General features: G+C 76.7%; 2 protein-coding genes. Both read left to right on the top strand.

The features are described from left to right. Positions 1–218: 218 nt before the first annotated feature. Positions 219–1,259: a lytic polysaccharide monooxygenase gene (locus KSNIM_RS24085; RefSeq protein ID WP_263105233.1), complete on the top strand. Its 1,041-nt coding sequence runs from the start codon at positions 219–221 to the stop codon at positions 1,257–1,259. A 37-nt stretch (positions 1,260–1,296) separates the two neighbouring features. Continuing rightward, positions 1,297–2,367: a Gfo/Idh/MocA family oxidoreductase gene (locus tag KSNIM_RS24080; protein ID WP_263105232.1), complete on the top strand. Its 1,071-nt coding sequence runs from the start codon at positions 1,297–1,299 to the stop codon at positions 2,365–2,367. The last annotated feature ends 203 nt before the right edge of the window (positions 2,368–2,570 follow it).

Here is a 2,570-nt window from a genome sequence, read left to right as displayed (position 1 = left end):
CTGGCCGCCCGGCCGCGCGCCCCACCCGCACCGTCCGCACCGCCCGCACCGTCTGCACCGTCTGCACCGCCCGCGGCCGAGCCGCCGGACCCGCGGTCCGGCCGCCTCAAGAACGCCTTAAAGACCCCATAACAGCACTGATCACCCGTCAGTCCGCCCATCGGCAGTGGTTAGCGTGCTGGCACAGCGTCCCCGACCCTCGATCCAGGAGCGCCACCATGTCCGCTCGTCCCTCCGCCCGCCGCCGGGTCACCGTCCTCGCCGGCACCCTCGCCGGCCTGGCCCTGTCCGGCACGCTCGGCACCGGTACGGCCGCCGCGCACGGCTCGATGCAGAATCCGCTGAGCCGGGTCGAGGGCTGCTACCTGGAGGGCCCGGAGCACCCGAAGTCGGCGGCCTGTGCGGCGGCGATCGCCCGCGGCGGCACCCAGGCGCTGTACGACTGGAACGGCGTGCGGATCGGCGACGCCAACGGCCGCCACCAGCAGCTGATCCCGGACGGCAAGCTGTGCAGCGCCAACAACGCCGAGTTCACCGGCCTGGACCTGCCCCGCGCCGACTGGCCGGCCACCAATCTGACGGCCGGCGCGCCGTTCACCTTCCGGTACCGCGCCACCGCGCCGCACCGCGGTACCTTCCGGCTGTACGTCACCAACGGCACGTACGACCCGGCCAAGCCGCTCGCCTGGTCGAACCTGCAGTCCGCCCCGTTCCTGACCGTCACCGACCCGCAGCTGGTCGACGGCCAGTACGTGCTCCCCGGCCGGGTCCCGGCCGGGCTGAAGGGCCGCCAGCTGATCTACGCGATCTGGCAGCGCTCGGACAGTCCGGAGGCCTTCTACTCCTGCTCCGACGTGGTCTTCGACGGCACCGGCAAGCCCGCCGGTACGGCCCCCGTCCCGCCCGCCGGCAGCGGCACCCCGCACGTCCACGACTCCGCCCCCGTCACCACCCCGACCACCGCCGGCACCGGGACGGGCGCGGGCGCCAGTACACCCGGAGCAGTGCCCGCCGCGGCGACCGGTGCCCCCGCCGGCGCCGGGACGGGCGCTCCCTCGGCCACCGCCCCCGGCACCCCGGCGTCCTCCGGGACGCCCGCCGGCACCGAGGCCGTCCCGGCCGGGCAGCAGCTCGCCCAGACCGGTACCGACCGCTCCACCGGCCTGATCGCCGCCGTCGGCACGGCGTTCGTGCTCTCCGGCGCCGCGATGGCCGTGCTGCGCCGCCGCAACCGCGCCCGCGGCACGCACGCGCGCTGACCCGGCCGGCCGGCGCGGCCGTGGTTGAGTGGGGAGCATGACCAGCGCGCCCCGCACCCCGTTCCGCGTCGGCCTGATCGGCTACGGCCTGGCCGGTTCCGCCTTCCACGCCCCGCTGATCGCCACCACCCCCGGACTGCAGCTGGTCGCGGTGGTCACCGCCAACCCGGACCGCCGCGACCGGCTGCGCCGCGCCCACCCCGGCGCGCAGCCGCTCGACACTCCGGCCGACCTGTTCGACCGGGCCGAGGACCTCGATCTGGTGGTCGTCGCCTCCCCCAACCGCACTCACGTGCCGTTCGCGGAGGCGGCGGTCGCCGCCGGCCTGCCTGTCGTGATCGACAAGCCGCTCGCGGGCTCCGCCGTCGAGGCGGCCCGGCTGTGCGACGCGGCGGAGCGGGCCGGGGTGCTGCTGTCCGTTTTCCAGAACCGCAGGTGGGACGGCGACTTCCTGACCGCCCGCCGGCTGATCGGCGAGGGCGCGCTCGGCCGGGTGCACCGTTTCGAATCGCGCTTCGAGCGGTTCCGTCCCAAGCCCAAGCCCGGTTGGCGCGAGCTCGCCGACCCGGCCGAGGTCGGCGGCACCCTCTACGACCTGGGCAGCCACCTCGTCGACCAGGCGCTCACCCTGTTCGGCCCGGCGGAGTCGGTGTACGCGGAGGTCGACACCCGCCGCGACGGCGCGGTGGTCGACGACGACGCCTTCCTCGCCCTCACGCACGCCTCCGGGGTCCGCTCCCACCTGTGGACGAGCGCCGTCGCCCCGGTCGGCGGCCCCCGTCTGCGCGTCCTCGGCGACAGCGCCGGGTACGTCAAGTTCGGCATGGACCCGCAGGAGAACGACCTCAGGGCCGGCTGCACCCCCGGCGACGGCTACCCGTGGGGCGCCGACGACCCCGCCGCGTACGGCACCCTCGGCACCGACGAGGGCGCGGAACGCATCCCCACCGACCCCGGCGACTACCCCGCCTACTACGCCGGCATCACCGCCTCGCTGGCCGACGGCGCCCCACCGCCGGTGGACCCCCGGGACGCCGTCGCCGCCCTCGCCGTCCTGGAGGCGGCCCGCACCTCCGCCGCCACCGGCAGCGTCGTCCGCCTCGGCTGACCCCGCCCGCGGCCACGGCCCGCGAGCCCGAGAGCCCGCGGACCGCCGGAACGCCGGAACGCCGCGGGGCCGGCCGCGGATCGCGACCGGCCCCGTGGGGTGTCATCCGCCCGTCAGCGGGCGTACGGGTTGCCGCCCGGCGGCGGGGTCTGCCCCTGCGGCTGCGGGTAGCCGCCCGGAGCCTGCGGCTGCTGGCCGTACGG

It is taken from the genome of Kitasatospora sp. DSM 101779 (genome assembly GCF_025655475.1).
Lineage (GTDB): Bacteria > Actinomycetota > Actinomycetes > Streptomycetales > Streptomycetaceae > Kitasatospora.
The sequence above is the reverse complement of the archived record's forward strand: the minus strand, read 5'-3'. Positions and strand labels throughout refer to the sequence as shown.

Bases quoted from the DNA above. Each gene is read 5' to 3' on its own strand.
- KSNIM_RS24080 (WP_263105232.1), top strand. From the start codon at position 1,297: ATGACCAGCGCGCCCCGCACCCCGTTCCGCGTCGGCCTGATCGGCTAC.
- KSNIM_RS24085 (WP_263105233.1), top strand. From the start codon at position 219: ATGTCCGCTCGTCCCTCCGCCCGCCGCCGGGTCACCGTCCTCGCCGGC.